This is a genomic window from Phenylobacterium sp. (assembly GCF_041919955.1).
In the GTDB taxonomy this organism is placed as follows: Bacteria; Pseudomonadota; Alphaproteobacteria; order Caulobacterales; family Caulobacteraceae; genus Phenylobacterium.
The window spans coordinates 37763-50263 of the sequence record NZ_JAYRSU010000018.1; the positions used below are offsets into that span (position 1 = coordinate 37763).

A 12501-nucleotide genomic window follows, 5' to 3' on the forward strand; every position below is an offset into this window, starting at 1 on the left:
GATGCATGGCGTCGAAGCGTTCGAGCTGGTGCTCATCCTGCTGGCGCTGGTGGTGGCGCTCTCGTGGCTTGCCTTGAAGCTGAAGCTTCCGCCCGCGGCCGCGCTGCTGGTCGGGGGCGGCGCGCTCGCCTTCGCCCCGGGCCTGCCCGCCATCTCGCTCGACCCGGAACTGGCGCTGGTGCTGTTCCTGCCGCCGCTGCTGATGGATGGCGCCTACTACACCGCGCTGGGGCGCTTCCGACGCCATCTGGGCGGAATTCTTTCGCTGGCGGTCGGGGCTGTGGTCTTCACGACCCTGGCGGTCGGGGTGGTCACCCACTGGATCCTGCCCGGCCTGCCCTGGGCGGCCTGCTTCGCGCTGGGCGCCATCGTCTCGCCGCCCGACGCCGTGTCGGCGCGGGCCGTGCTGAAGGGCGTGACCCTGCCGCGCCGGCTGACCGCGCTGATCGAAGGCGAGAGCCTGCTGAACGATGCGACCGGACTGATCCTGTTCCGCTTCGCCGTCGCCGCGACCCTGAGCGGGGTCTTCCATGCCGGGGAGGCGGTGCAGAGCTTCGCGGTGGTCGCCGTCGGCGGCGCCGCGGTCGGCCTGGCGGTCGGCGCCGTCTGGATGTTCGTGGTCAAGCGCTTGCATGACCGGATGCTGATCGTCGTGGCCACCACGTCGCTCGGCTGGGCGGCCTATCTGGCGGGGGAGGCGGTCCATGTCTCGGGCGTCATCGCCACGGTCGCGGCCGGCCTGGTGCTGGGCTGGCACCAGCATACGATCCTCTCGGCCGACGTCCGCCTGCTCGGCAACTCCGTCTGGCGGATCCTGGTCTTCGTCCTCGAGGCGCTGGTTTTCATCCTGATCGGCTTTTCGCTGCGCGGGGTCATCGATCGGATCGGCGGGATCGAGGCGATGCCGCTGGAGATGGTCTACGCCGTGGCCGGCGTCGTGCTCGCCGTCACGGTCGCCCGGTTCGTCTGGGTGTTCGCGACGGAGACGGTGCTGAAGGTCGCCGAGACGGCCGGACTAAAGACGGCCCATCCGCTGGGCTGGCGGCAGTCGACCATTCTCGGCTGGGCGGGCATGCGCGGCGTGGTGACGGTGGCGGTCCCCCTGACCCTGCCGCTCGACACGCCTGGCCGCGACCTCATGCTGGTCTGCGCCTTCACCGTGGTCTTCGTGACCGTGGTGGCGCAGGGGGCCAGCCTGGGCTGGCTGGTGCGCAAGGTGCGGCCCGTGGACACCGATCCGCCCGCCAGGATGGACATGCCGGCGACCGAAGCGGCGATGGCGCGCGCGCGGATGGAGGTTGTCGAGACGCTGGCCTACGGCCCGGACGGCGCGCTCGTCCATCCCCAGTTGCTGCAGGAACACCGGCGGCGGGTGAAGGCGGAGTCGGGGCCGAGGCTCTCGGTGATCTTGCGGCCAAGCACCGACCATTCGTCCTGCAGCTTGCGGGCGATGGCGTCGAAGTCAGCGCCGGTTCCCGAGCCGATCTTCTCGCCGAGGGCGGTACGGGCCGCCGAGGCGATGAAGCCAGAGCGACTCATGCCGCGCGCCTCCGCCGCTTGGTCGATGCGTTTCAGCAGCTGTTCGCCGATCGAGATGTTCACGCGCACCGGCGCGTCCTCGACCGAGATGTCGATCAGAAAGGGGATTTCGCCGCTGGCGGTGGTCACAGCTTCGGCCGCCGTGGGCCGTGGCCACTCCTGGCCCTCGTCGGTCAGCCGCTGGAGCGCCTTCAGGATGGCCTCGCGGGCGGCGGCGACGAGATCGGCGATGCCGGCGCCGGCCACGTTCAGGTCCGGCAGGTCCGGAACCTTGGCCTGGTAACCGGATTGCTGATCGCCGGTCGCGAGGGCGACGAAGACGAGATTGGGCATGAGCGCCTCCATGAACAGGTTGGAGCTTCATGTTGTGTATTTTTGCGCAAATTCAACCGCGCATCGCGCGAGGGCGGAATCATGCGATGAGGCGGCCATGCCCAGCCCGCCCGGTTTGCCCGAGTTCGACCTGCCGATGATCTTCGCGGATTCGATGGCGGGCCTTGGATTCCAGTCGGGCGTCGCACGGCTGGCGTTCGCGGCCAACACCGCCGACGAGACAGGCCAGGAGCATATGGTGAAGTCCGGCTATCTGATCATCACGCCCAGCTGCATGTTGGAGCTGCGTAGCCAGATCGACCAGATTCTGACCGAGCTGGAACGTCAGGGCGTGATCAGCTTCACCCCGGAGAAGCTGGACGGCTGACCGCGCACCTGCTCGTAGAATGCGTCGCCCAACTTGACTTGCCCCTGCGCGGTGAGATGCGTGCCGTCCGATGGCTGTCGCTCGAATGGGGCGGTGTCGATCAGGGTAACACCAGGCGTTGACGCTGCGACCGCAGCCTGAGCCGTTCGTACAGTATCCCAGCCACGCTTGGCAGGAACCGGTCGATCGATCTGCGCAATATGCACGACAGTGTCTTTATCGCCCCACCGCATGCGAATGGCGGCGACAAAGGCCCTCAAGTTCACCTCGTAGGCGGCGGCTTTGGCCGGCGTTTCGCTGTCGGTTTCGCCCTGCATCCAGAGCACAGCGGTCACTGACGGGCGCAGTCCGCCGGCCGCGAGCGCCGCCTTCGCCGCGTCGATCTCAGCCGCGGCCTTGTCCCAGAGCTCCCCGCGCGATTGTGTAGACCAGTCGGGCCGGAGCGGATCCAGCGCCAGGCCGGTCTCGCCGCGGGCGTATTTGACGATGTAGAGCGGCGCGCAAGCGCGCTCGGCGCGCCATCGATAGGCGAATTGGGCCTCCGGCCCCCAGTTGCGCGGCTGGTTCGGCGAGCCAGTGTTGATCCCAGGCCGAAGATCGGCGAAGGCGCGCCGTGCCGGATCCCAGATCATGGCGCCCTCGGTAGGGGCGGCGAGACGGGGCGGAAGATCGGCAGCCGAGAGTGTATAACCCAGGGCGTTCGACTGGCCCGCCACGACCACCATGACCGGCTGGCAGTCTATTGAAGCGCCCAGGTGATCCAGCATCGCAGGCTACGTTGATTGGTTCGCCGGACTATAGGACAGCGGCCCGGCTCAGCCAATCGCTCGAAGCGCTGGACGGTTTACCGCGCTTGCGGCTCTGATGCTCCAAAGTCGGGGGGAATCACCAAATGACCGCTATTGGGGCCGGGCGCACCGGGCCGGGCCTGATCGTCGCTATCTGCTTCTCTATCGCGGCGCTGGAGGGCTACGACATCCAGGCCTTCGGTGTGGCGGCGCCGCACATGGCGCCGGATCTGGGGCTCGGCCCGGCCGAACTGGGCGTGGCCGGCAGCGCGGCGATGCTGGGCTTGATGATCGGAGCGATGAGCGGCGGCTGGATCGCCGACCGCATCGGCCGGCGGCCGGTGTTGCTGGTCTCGGTGGCGCTGTTCGGGCTTTTCTCGGTGGTCACCGCTTTCGCCGACAGCGGCCAGATGCTGACCCTGGCGCGGCTCGCCACGGGCCTCGGCTTCGGCGGCGCCATGCCGAACCTGATCGCGATCGCCACCGAGATCAGCCCGCCGCACCGGCGGGCCCTGACCACCACCAGCATGTTCTGCGGCCTGCCGGCCGGCGGCTCCCTGGTGGCGCTGATGGCGCAGGCCGGCGGCGAGGCGCTGGACTGGCGGATGATCTTCCTGATCGGCGGCGCCTTGCCGTTGCTGCTGGTCCCGGTGATCTTCTTCCTGCTGCCGGAGACGCGGCAGGTCCATGAGGCGAGCGCCGAGCGCAAGCTGGCCCGCGGCCTGTTCGGCGAGCGCCGTCTCCCGGCGACGCTGCTGATCTGGGTGATCTTCGGCCTGGACCTGCTGATCACCTACCTGCTGCTGAACTGGCTGCCGACTCTGGTGGTGGCCAAGGGATTCTCGGCCTCCGACGGCGCCTCGGCCTCGTTCTGGATGAACATGATGAGCGTAGTCGGCGCGCTGGTGCTCGGCTGGAGCGCCGACCGCATCGGGTCACGCTGGCTGCTGACGGCCGTGTTCCTTGGACTGGGGGGCGCGCTATGGGGACTGGCGGTCGCCACGGGCCTGAGCGCTGTTCTGGCCTGCTCGGCGGCGGCGGGCTTCGCCGTGGTCGGCGGCCTCTACGTGCTCTATGCGCTCGCTCCGACCTACTATCCGGGACCGGTGCGGGCGGCGGCGGCGGGCGCGGCCATCGCCGTCGGCAGGCTGGGCTCGATCGTCGGGCCGGTGATCGCCGGCGACCTGCGCGCGGCCGGCTACAGCCCCGGCGAGGTGCTGGGCTTCCTGGCCCCGGCGGCGGTGGCGACGGCGGTCTGCGTCTGGGCGCTGACCACCTTCTGCAAACCCTATCGGGAAGGCTGAGCTCTGCGGGCGGCGCCGGCGGCCTTCAAAGCCGCGCGCTGCACGCCTTCCGGCATGGTCGCCAGCCAGGCCTGGGGCGAGAGCCGCTCGGCGACCCGCTTGCGGCCCGCGTCGGACAGGCGCTGGGCCAGGCCCGGCTCGGTGCGGATGCGGCGCAGGGCGTCGGCGGCGGCGGCGACGTCGGGGTCGGCCCACGTCTGGCCGCGATAGATACCCTGCGGATCCTCGACCGGAATGAGCCTGGACGGCACCACCATGGCGCAGGTCTCGTCCATGAAGTCGAGATTGCCGGACCAGCCGGTGCCGATCATCGGCGTGCCGAGCGCCATCGCCTCGGCCATGATCAGGCCGAAGCCTTCGGCCCGGTGCAGTGAAATGACGACGTCCGACGCGGCGATCAGCGACTTGACCCTGGCGTAGGGCCAGATCTCGTCGATCACCTCGACGTTCGGCGGCGCCATGGCGCGCAGCTTGGCCAGCAGGTGGGGAAAGAGCTTGCCGTTCTGGGTCTTGATGACCAGACGCGCGGTCGGATCGTCCGGGAAGGCGCTGCGGAAGGCCGCGATGACGCCCTGAGGGTTCTTACGGGCCATGGACGAGTTGAAATCGAACAGGGTGACCGCCAGGAAGCGGTCGTCCCGCGGCGCGGGCTCGACGTTGCGGTAGTCTTCGATGAACAGCGGCACGGGCACAGTGCGCACCGGTGATCGTGCGCCCTCCAGCGAAGCGCCGGTGAAGTTCGAGGGCGCCCAGACCTCGTCCATCATGGCCGCGTCCCGCAGCCACGCCTTGGGCGCGCGCGGCAACTCGAACGCCCAGTAGCCGTAGCGCGGGCCACGCACGTTCTTGGGGCCCAGATAGGCCAGGGCCGAGAGCAGCTCGGGGGCGTTGCAGTGGAAGATCCAGGCGCCCGGAGAGCGAGCGGCGTCGGCCGCGCCGATCCAGTCGAGCCTGGCGCCCGAGATGTCGACTTTCTCCACCGGGGCGCCCAGCGCCTCGAAGGCGCGTGCGGACAGGATCGCGCCATGGGCGATGCCGTGCGAGCCGCCGAAGTCGCCGACCACGCGGATCGGGCCGGAAAAGTCGTCGGCGGCGTGCGGCGCTTCGGCCTGGCGGCGGACATACGCCTTGAGGGCCGGGCCCAGCAGCGGCTGGGCGATCACCCGCAGCTGCGGGGGGAGGGCGGCGCGCCAGGCGCGGCGGGCGGAGGTAAGCAGACTCATGCGCTGGCCGAACTCCAGGACACGCCCTGGCTCAGCAGGGCCACAGCGTCGGCCGGGACCAGCCCCGACGCCGTACGGAAGATGACGATGTCGGCGCGGGCCGGCGCCAGGGCGGGTGCGCCGTCGGGCGTGCGGAAGCGCGCCGCGCCGGCGTCATAGACCAGGGCGTCGCCGCCTGCGGCCTCGGGCGTCCAGCGCTCAGCCACCAGCAGGGTGTTCACCGTTCCCGCCGCCTGGGCGCGCGCCGTCTCGGGCGCGGTGCGGCGGACGGTCAGGCGCGCCAGTTCGAACATCGGGTGACTGTCGACGCTGGGCGGCAGGGCGGCCAGGTCGACGCCATATTCGGCCAGGCCTCCGCCGATCAGCCAGCGCAGGAATCCGAAGCGGCCGTTGAAACCGTTCAGGGGGAACAGCTTCTGCAGATCGCTGCGGCTCTCCCAGATCGACAGGAATAGCCGCGGGAAGGGCAGTCCGCGGGCCAGGTCGCGGACCGGCGCGTCGAAACCCGAGCGCAGCGTGGCGCCCACGTGCCGCGGCCAGGCGGCGCGGCTGGCCAGGCCGTAGGCCGCAAAGCGCAGCCTGGCGTCGGAAAGGTCGCCGGCCACGTATCGCGCCGCACGCACGGCCAGGTCGGGATCGGCGAAGGTCTCAAGCGGCGCCAGCCGGGCGTTGAACCGGCCCTCGACCGACTCCGGACCCAGCAGCCAGGCGCGCAGGCCCGCCTCGTCGCTGGCGAAGCGGTCGCGAAGGTCCCGACGCGCAGCCTTCATGGCGGCGATGGCTGGGGCGTGCGGAGTGGTGGTCAGCCAAGTGGTCAGCTCGGCCGATGAAGCGAGCCACGGCCCCTCGCCGCGGACGCCTTCGGGATCGCGCACGACCGCGCCGGGCCGAACGGAAACCCAGGTCTCCGCCGCCGCCGTCAGGCCGCCGCCGAAGTCCTCGCCGGCGCGGGCGGCGGCCAGCATACGGCGCCGGTCGGCCTTTGCGACCGGTTGCCCCGAGGGAAAGGTCGCATGACCGTACGGGGTGGCTGAGGCCTCGACGTGGCCGTTGCGGAGGAGGGCGGCCGCGTAGTCGGCCAGCAGCGCCGAGAGCGGGCTGCCTGCGGCCACCTTTACCCGGTCCTGGTGTTTGGAGAGCAGGCCCGGATGATGCGGGTCGAAGCCCGAGAAGTGAAAGAAGACCAGCGGCTGGCCGTCGACGCGCCACTCGCCCGCCTCGCGCGTGACCTCGCGGCCTTCGAGGTTCCAGTAGGCGAGGTTGAGGGCTGGGCTGCGCAGGATGGCCAGATCGCTGACGAAGCCGGGCGCCAGGTCCATCCACTTCTGATCCGTGAACAGGCCGGCCGCGAAGTCGGCGCGGCAGTCGAAGCGGAGCTTCTCGCCCCACCAGTCCAGGAGGTCGAAGATCTGCGGTTCGGCTCGCGCCGCCATGAAGCCGAGATTGTAGGCCCCCGACTGCAGCAGGGTGTGGTCGCTGGGGCTGGCCTCACCGCGCAGCGGGCGTGTGATGTGCGGGGTCAGGGCAAGGGGCGCCCGCGCCAGGGCCTCGCGCACCTTGTCCAGCGGCCGGTAGACCCAGATGTCGGGGTCAAGATAGGTGCAGCTGGCGACGCCGTCCTCGGCCAGCAGCGCCTTGAAGGCGTGCGGCTTGACCGCGGTGTTCAGCTCCAGGGCGTCGTAATAGGCGCATTTGGCCGCGAAGTCGGGATCGAGATAGGCGGCGTCCAGAACCCGGATCGCGGGGTCTTTGAAGCGTATCTGGCCGTCGGTGGCGATCACCACGCGCCGTGCGTCCGGCTCGGCGGCGGCGAGGCTCTCCATCAGGCTGGCGGCCTGGGCGGCGTAGTTCCGCGATACGATGGTGAAGATGACGTCCACGGTCGGCCCCTTGGCGTTGTCAGGCCGCGGCCAGTAATTCGTCCAGCTTCTTGACGTCCATGATCGGCGAGGCGACGCCGCCTTCGATGCGCATGACCTTGTTGCAGTAGAGGCGGATCAGCTCGAGCTCGTGGGAGGCCAGCACCAGGATGCCGGCCCGCTCCATCAGGTCGAGGATGCGCTTGTGGGCGAGCTTCTTGAAGTCGGCGTCGCCGACGGCGATCCACTCGTCCATAAGAATGATGTCGGCGTGGACGGCGGTGGCCACGGCGAAGGCCAGCCGCGCCTGCATGCCGGCCGAATAGGTCTTCAGCGGCATGGCCAGGAAGGCGCCCAGGCCGGTGAACTCGGCGATCTCCCCCAGGCGCTCGTCGATCTCCTTGGCCGACAGGCCGGCGATCCGACCGCGCAGGCGGATGTTGTCCAGCCCTGTGGCCGACGGGTCGATGCCGAGGTTGAGGTCCAGCATCGCCGCGATCTGCCCGTGGACGTCGATCGTGCCTTCGTCCGGCTCATAGGCGCCGGCGAGCGCGCGCAGCAGGGTGGTCTTGCCCGAGCCGTTGTGGCCGATCAGGCCCAGGCGGTCGCCGGAGCGGAGCTGCAGATTGACCTTGGACAGCGCGGTGATCTCGGGCGCGCCCATCGACGTCTTGCCCAGCTTTCCGCCCACGGTGATGCGCGCCAGGTGCTTCTTCAGCGACTTGGAATCGACCCCATAGACGGGGAAGCGCAGGGTCAGGTCGGTGACCGTGATCGAAACCTCGGGACCCTTCATAGGTAGTGCACGATCCTGCGGCGGATGTTGGCGAAGGTGGCGAAGGTGGCGATCCAGCCGACGATCGCCGTGGTGACGAGAACGCCATAGGTCAAGGGCGCGACCTCCTGGCCGAGCAGCGGCGCGCGCACCACCGTCAGCAGGTGATAGAACGGATTCAGCAGCAGGACAGCATGGTCGAGCAGGCGCCCGCCGGGTAGCCAGAAGACCGGGGTCATGAACATCGCGAACTGGATCCCCGAGGCGACGATCTGCGGAATGTCGCGGAAACGGGCCGAGGCCATGCCGGCCGCCAGGCTGATCCAGGAGATGTTGGCGAGCAGCAGCAGCAGTCCGACCAGTCCCATCGGCACGTTCGCCTGACGCCAGTGGTCATAATAGATCAGCACCCCGACGATGATCACGAGGTGGTGCAGGAAGTTGATGACGTTGCGCATTACGGTGCGCCAGACGAAGGTCATCATCGGCAGTGAGGTCTGGGACAGGATGCCCGAGGCCTGGACGAAGGCGCTGCAGCCCTCGAGGATGACGTTCGAGATCATTCCCCAGAAGACGATCCCCAGCGCCACATACGGGATGAAATCGTTGACCGGGACCTTGAACAGGTTGGCGTAGAGGAAGCCGATCCCCGCCACCATCAGGCCCATGGAAAGCGTGATCCAGAACGGGCCGAGGATCGAACCGCGGTAGCGCGACACCACGTCGTGCCAGGCCAATGACCAGGCCAGTCCTATCCGCTCGAACGAGGCCCGCAGGTCGGCGAACGCCATGCTGAACTCGTGCATGGGCCCGCGCCGTCCGGTGCGCACCATGTGTTGTACGGATTGCATTCAGTCTCCCGACCCGGAGCCGCCGAAGCATTCGCCGACGGCGCTCAAACCCGGTGGGTAACAGGTCGCATTTTACGGCGCAAGCATGGCGCCGGCCCATGAATCCCAAGGAAAATTCGCGAAAGCCGGCTTCTGGACGGCTTAGAGCGGGCTTTCGTCTTCGAACGGCGGAGCGCTGGTCTTCAGGTGCGCGTGGTCGGCGCGGTATTGATTGAAATAGCGGCGCATGGCCGGAGCGGGCTGTGCGGTTTCGCGCACCAGGCCCCCGGCTTCCAGTTCGGCGGCCGAGCGCTTGCGCACCACGAACTCGATCCCGCACTCTCCGATCGGCGTCAGGGTCTGGTCGAAGCGCGGAAGGTCGTACCGGAAGGTCGAGTTCAGCAGCGCCACCTTCTCGACGTCGGCGGCCGGGCCGAGCTCGGACAGCAGTTCGAGCACGTTGATCGAGCGATCCGACCAGGATTTCGCCTTCAGCATCGTGAAGGTCCACTTGTGGTCGCGGTTGTGGGTCGAGGGGAAGACGCCCTGTTCGTAGAGGTCCTCGTCCGGAACGGTGACGATCAGGAAGCCGCCGGGCTTGATCGCGCCGAACCAGGCTTTCAGCCCCTGGCGCGGATCGACCAGGTGCTCCAGGCAGTGACTGGAATGGACGAAGTCCAGGCTCTCGGGTGCGAGGCCTTCGAGGAACTGGGCGTCGCCGTCCTCCCAGTCCCAGACGCGCACGGACGCCAGGCCGGGGAAGAACGGGACGTAGAGCGACAGCGGATCGGGCTTGCCGCCGATGTCGAGCCCCTCGCCGACGAACCAGCGGCGGGAGAAGTTCGGATCGGCCATGCGCCGGACGATGGACTTGGAAAGCTCTTTCATCGTTCGTTCCTATCGCACGTCCCAGGATTCGGCGCCGATCGATGTGAAGCGGGCGGCCTGGGCCATGCCGCCGAAGCCGGACAGCAGTCGCTTCAGGGCTTCGCGCCGGGTCGGATCGACCAGGAACATCATGAAGCCCCCGCCGCCGGCGCCGGAAACCTTGCCGCCGAAGACGCCGAAGCTCTTGGCCGCGTCGTAGACCGCGTCGATCGACGACGACGACATGTTGTGCGCGGTCTGCTTCTTCAGGCTCCAGCCGGAATCGAGCAGTTCTCCGAACCGGGGGAGGTCGCCGGCCACCAGGGCGTCCCGCATTTCGAACGCGCTGGCCTTGATGGCGTGCAGGCTTTCCAGCGACTTGGGGGCGTGACTGCGCATGTTGGCGGTCTGCTCCTCGATGATCGCGGCGGATTCACGGCTGACCCCCGTAAAATAGAGCACCAGGCTGGCCTCGAGCTCCTTCATCACCTTGGCTGGGACCTCGACCTTCTCGACTTCCACCCGCGCAGCCTCGAAAAAGCGCATCAGGTTGAGGCCGCCGTATGCGGCGGCGTACTGGTCCTGGGCGCCGCCGGCCAGGCCGAGTTCGCGTCGCTCGATGTCGAAGGCCAGCGCGGCCACCTGGTGGGCGTTCATGGACAGTCCCATGAATCTGCGCATGGCCTCCACCATCGCCACGACAAGTGCGGAGGACGAGCCTAGGCCCGAACCTGGCGGACAGTCGGCGTAGGAGACGAGCGTGAGCGGCAGAGCGCGACCTCCCGCATGATCGGCCATGAACCGATTGTAGACGCCCTTCAGCAGGCGCAGCGGCTCTTCGGTGGGCAGGGGCGCAGCGGCTGGCGCCTGCCAGGACTGGTCGCGGTCGGCGGCCACCAGCCGCACCTCGCCGTCGTCCCGCGCCTGGACCGTGACGTGCGCGAACAGGTCGATCGCCGCGTTCAGGACCACGCCGCCATGCTCGTCGCAATAGGGCGAGACGTCGGTGCTGCCGCCGCCGAAACCGAGCCTGAGGGGCGCACGGGCGCGCACCAATTCATGACGCATTGTAAGCGCTCTATCCCCGACGTGACGAACCCCGATCCGCGCGGGGTAGTCGCCGCGGCCGGGCTTGGCAACCATGATCGGCGGCGTCTTTGCCGTGGGAAAGGTGCGAAACTTTGGCGGGCGCCCTGGCGACAAGACCGATCGGTATCTATCTGGGCGGAGGCCGCCCGCTCTCCCCGCGGGGACAGGCCGGGAAATTCGGCATGAAGTCCATTCTTTCCGCCGCGGCCGTGACCCTGGCTCTCGGGCTCGCCGCCTGCGATCAGCCGGCGCCCTGGGCGCGCGCAGCCTCCGCGCCCGAACCGGTCCAGGTCGCCGGCAATCTCCGCAGTCAGGCCGTCGCCTGGAACGAGCGCGAGGGACGCTTCGAACTCAACGGCGCGCCGCTTCGCTCGGGGCGCCTATGGACCTTCGATGGGGCCACTGACGGCTTCGTCCTCACCGGCGGCGAGGTGCTGCCCAGCGCGCCGATGGGTATGGACATGCGCAATGTGGAGGCCGACCCTGTGCTGCGCTCCCCCAAGGGCCTGGCCCTGGACGGCAGCCGCTATTCGTTGGTGCTGGTGCGCCTGACGCGCACCCGGGCCGGGGCGGACTGGGACGGCAGCATGTTCTACACCACCGCCGCCCATGGCGAGGGCGGCGGCTTCCAGGCCAAGCCAGTGGCCGGCGCCGATCCCGCGCTCAATGAAACGGTCGTGCTTGTCTACGACATGACCCGGCTGACGGACGGCGGCGATGACTGGACGACGTCGCTGATCGATCAGATCCGCCTCGACACCGACGACGCCGGCGGCGGCGCCTTCACGGTCCATCAGGTCGCGGTCACCGAGAATCCCGGCGTGCAGGCCTTGGCCGCCGCGCCGATTACGACGACGCGGCTGGCGTCGCGCTAGGCGGGCTTCAGAGCCGTCCGCCGCCGCAGGGTGGCGCCGGCGAGGCCGAAGCCGACGATCATCATCGCCCAGGCCGCGGGCTCCGGCACGCCGCTCAGCGTTACGCTGGAGCCGGAAAAGTCCCAAACGCCCTGGAAGCCCTGGGAATTGTAGAGGTTGCCGTAGAGGCCCTCGCCCGGCTCGACGCGGAAACTCGCCAGTTGCAGGACGGGCCGCGTCGACGGCCCGACCAGTTCGCCGGCCAGTCCGGTGACCTTGCCGCCTGAGAAGAAGATCGCCGGCAAGGCGTAGCTGCCCGACGCGATATCCAGCGGGAAGCCGTCGAACGTGTCGTCCGTCGATCGCCAGGTGAGACCCTTGGCGTCCACCCGCCAGAACTGGCTGCCCGTCGTCGGGAAGCCGTACAAACCCGCCACCTTGCCGCCGTTGAAGTCCAGCGCCTGGGATTCTTCGAAGCGCGCCGTGAGCGAGAATTTGTCGCCCACCGAGAATGTCGGATCGATCCCCGTGTTGAGCTGCCAGGGCTCATAGCCAAGCTCTGACACGAGCGTGCCGGTCAGTTGAACCTCATAGTATCGCGCCGCCGAAGCAGAGCTGGCGCCAACAACGACTGTGGCCACAGTAAGGGCCGCCAAAATCTTTTGCATTTGAG

Annotated in this window: 12 protein-coding genes and 1 pseudogene; 4 read left to right on the forward strand and 9 right to left on the reverse strand. The window is 68.7% G+C overall.

Annotation, left to right across the window (positions count from 1 at the left end):
* Nucleotide 1 precedes the first annotated feature (1 nt).
* Nucleotides 2-1204 (forward strand): annotated as a pseudogene (locus ACE3T2_RS15150) (cation:proton antiporter); the annotation flags it as partial.
* 110 nt (nt 1205-1314) lie between these two features.
* Here ACE3T2_RS15150 and ACE3T2_RS15155 read toward each other — a convergent pair.
* A complete protein-coding gene (locus ACE3T2_RS15155) occupies nt 1315-1884 on the reverse strand; it encodes a type II toxin-antitoxin system HicB family antitoxin (RefSeq protein ID WP_374658869.1) in 570 nt (189 codons plus the stop codon).
* Nucleotides 1885-1969: 85 nt separating this feature from the next.
* Here ACE3T2_RS15155 and ACE3T2_RS15160 point away from each other — a divergent pair, with 85 nt between their 5' ends.
* Entirely contained in the window at nt 1970-2239 is a 270-nt protein-coding gene (locus tag ACE3T2_RS15160) for a hypothetical protein (protein WP_374658770.1), read from the forward strand.
* Here ACE3T2_RS15160 and ACE3T2_RS15165 read toward each other — a convergent pair.
* Nucleotides 2197-3006, reverse strand: coding sequence for a sialate O-acetylesterase (locus ACE3T2_RS15165; RefSeq protein WP_374658772.1), 810 nt, complete (start codon nt 3004-3006; stop codon nt 2197-2199). The two genes, ACE3T2_RS15160 and ACE3T2_RS15165, sit on opposite strands and share 43 nt — an antisense overlap.
* Before the next feature lie 125 nt (nt 3007-3131).
* On the opposite strand from ACE3T2_RS15165, the gene ACE3T2_RS15170 reads away from it, so the two are divergent.
* Complete coding sequence (locus tag ACE3T2_RS15170) at nt 3132-4331, forward strand: MFS transporter (RefSeq protein ID WP_374658774.1); 1200 nt, start codon at nt 3132-3134, stop codon at nt 4329-4331.
* On the opposite strand, the gene ACE3T2_RS15175 is transcribed toward ACE3T2_RS15170, so the two are convergent.
* The 6 genes from ACE3T2_RS15175 to ACE3T2_RS15200 all read right to left on the reverse strand — a co-directional run bounded on the left by ACE3T2_RS15175 (nt 4316) and on the right by ACE3T2_RS15200 (nt 10953).
* On the reverse strand, nt 4316-5554 hold the full coding sequence (locus ACE3T2_RS15175) for a glycosyltransferase family 4 protein (protein ID WP_374658776.1): 1239 nt from the start codon (nt 5552-5554) through the stop codon (nt 4316-4318). The genes ACE3T2_RS15170 and ACE3T2_RS15175 overlap by 16 nt on opposite strands.
* Nucleotides 5551-7434, reverse strand: a complete 1884-nt coding sequence (locus ACE3T2_RS15180) for a hypothetical protein (RefSeq protein WP_374658778.1) — start codon at nt 7432-7434, stop codon at nt 5551-5553. Before ACE3T2_RS15180 ends, ACE3T2_RS15175 begins: the two co-directional genes overlap by 4 nt.
* A gap of 19 nt (nt 7435-7453) precedes the next feature.
* Entirely contained in the window at nt 7454-8209 is a 756-nt protein-coding gene (locus tag ACE3T2_RS15185) for an ABC transporter ATP-binding protein (RefSeq protein ID WP_374658780.1), read from the reverse strand.
* The gene (locus ACE3T2_RS15190) at nt 8206-9039 is read right to left on the reverse strand and encodes an ABC transporter permease (RefSeq protein ID WP_374658782.1); all 834 of its coding nucleotides are present in this window, start codon (nt 9037-9039) and stop codon (nt 8206-8208) included. Before ACE3T2_RS15190 ends, ACE3T2_RS15185 begins: the two co-directional genes overlap by 4 nt.
* A 141-nt stretch (nt 9040-9180) precedes the next feature.
* Nucleotides 9181-9906, reverse strand: coding sequence for a class I SAM-dependent methyltransferase (locus ACE3T2_RS15195; protein ID WP_374658784.1), 726 nt, complete (start codon nt 9904-9906; stop codon nt 9181-9183).
* 9 nt (nt 9907-9915) lie between these two features.
* Nucleotides 9916-10953, reverse strand: a complete 1038-nt coding sequence (locus ACE3T2_RS15200; protein ID WP_374658786.1) for a dehydrogenase — start codon at nt 10951-10953, stop codon at nt 9916-9918.
* A gap of 203 nt (nt 10954-11156) precedes the next feature.
* Here ACE3T2_RS15200 and ACE3T2_RS15205 point away from each other — a divergent pair, with 203 nt between their 5' ends.
* On the forward strand, nt 11157-11849 hold the full coding sequence (locus tag ACE3T2_RS15205; protein ID WP_374658788.1) for a hypothetical protein: 693 nt from the start codon (nt 11157-11159) through the stop codon (nt 11847-11849).
* Here the strand turns inward: ACE3T2_RS15205 and ACE3T2_RS15210 are convergent.
* Nucleotides 11846-12496 carry a PEPxxWA-CTERM sorting domain-containing protein gene (locus ACE3T2_RS15210; protein ID WP_374658790.1) on the reverse strand — a complete coding sequence of 217 codons (651 nt, stop codon included), beginning with the start codon at nt 12494-12496 and terminating at the stop codon, nt 11846-11848. The genes ACE3T2_RS15205 and ACE3T2_RS15210 overlap by 4 nt on opposite strands.
* Nucleotides 12497-12501 lie beyond the last annotated feature (5 nt).

Coding starts and splice junctions, on each gene's coding strand:
- ACE3T2_RS15195 (WP_374658784.1), bottom strand. CDS start 9,906: ATGAAAGAGCTTTCCAAGTCCATCGTCCGGCGCATGGCCGATCCGAAC.
- ACE3T2_RS15160 (WP_374658770.1), top strand. CDS start 1,970: ATGCCCAGCCCGCCCGGTTTGCCCGAGTTCGACCTGCCGATGATCTTC.
- ACE3T2_RS15155 (WP_374658869.1), bottom strand. CDS start 1,884: ATGGAGGCGCTCATGCCCAATCTCGTCTTCGTCGCCCTCGCGACCGGC.
- ACE3T2_RS15190 (WP_374658782.1), bottom strand. CDS start 9,039: ATGCAATCCGTACAACACATGGTGCGCACCGGACGGCGCGGGCCCATG.
- ACE3T2_RS15170 (WP_374658774.1), top strand. CDS start 3,132: ATGACCGCTATTGGGGCCGGGCGCACCGGGCCGGGCCTGATCGTCGCT.
- ACE3T2_RS15175 (WP_374658776.1), bottom strand. CDS start 5,554: ATGAGTCTGCTTACCTCCGCCCGCCGCGCCTGGCGCGCCGCCCTCCCC.
- ACE3T2_RS15210 (WP_374658790.1), bottom strand. CDS start 12,496: ATGCAAAAGATTTTGGCGGCCCTTACTGTGGCCACAGTCGTTGTTGGC.
- ACE3T2_RS15200 (WP_374658786.1), bottom strand. CDS start 10,953: ATGCGTCATGAATTGGTGCGCGCCCGTGCGCCCCTCAGGCTCGGTTTC.
- ACE3T2_RS15205 (WP_374658788.1), top strand. CDS start 11,157: ATGAAGTCCATTCTTTCCGCCGCGGCCGTGACCCTGGCTCTCGGGCTC.
- ACE3T2_RS15185 (WP_374658780.1), bottom strand. CDS start 8,209: ATGAAGGGTCCCGAGGTTTCGATCACGGTCACCGACCTGACCCTGCGC.
- ACE3T2_RS15165 (WP_374658772.1), bottom strand. CDS start 3,006: ATGCTGGATCACCTGGGCGCTTCAATAGACTGCCAGCCGGTCATGGTG.